Source organism: Streptomyces sp. SID13666, assembly GCF_010548325.1.
Lineage (GTDB): Bacteria > Actinomycetota > Actinomycetes > Streptomycetales > Streptomycetaceae > Actinacidiphila > Actinacidiphila fildesensis.
Genome location: NZ_JAAGLX010000198.1, coordinates 1 through 426, shown reverse-complemented (window position 1 = coordinate 426; position 426 = coordinate 1). Strand labels below are relative to the sequence as shown.

Below are 426 nucleotides of genomic sequence, written 5' to 3'. Positions count from 1 at the left end.
TGGCGGACTTCGCTGCGCTGGCCGCGTTCCTGGACCCCTCGAAGAAGTTCACGAACGCGTTCGTACGGGAGGTGCTCGGCGACTGACCCCGGGCCGGATACGGCGCCGCGTACGCCGAGACTTTCCTCAGCCCCTTTCCTAACCCCTTGTCGAACCTCCCTCACTGCCCATAGCCTTGCGCCGCGCCGGTGCCGTCGCGCTCCGGCCCGTCCGCACCGAGTTCCGCACCGAGATCTGCACGGCGAGGGGGCGAGCCCGGTGGTGAAGCGCACGTCACGTGACATCCGCACCGCGAACCGCTATGCGGTGCTGCGCCAGATCATCGCCGAGTCACCGACGTCCCGGCCCGAGCTGGCCGCCGCCACCGGGCTCAGTCTCGCCACGGTCGCCACACTCGACGGCGAGCTCATCGATCTGCGGATGCTG

At 69.5% G+C, this 426-nt stretch carries 1 pseudogene; it reads left to right on the top strand.

Annotation, left to right across the window (positions count from 1 at the left end):
• Window positions 1–261: 261 nt before the first annotated feature.
• A pseudogene (locus G3I60_RS46180) lies at window positions 262–426 on the top strand (transcriptional regulator); the annotation flags it as partial.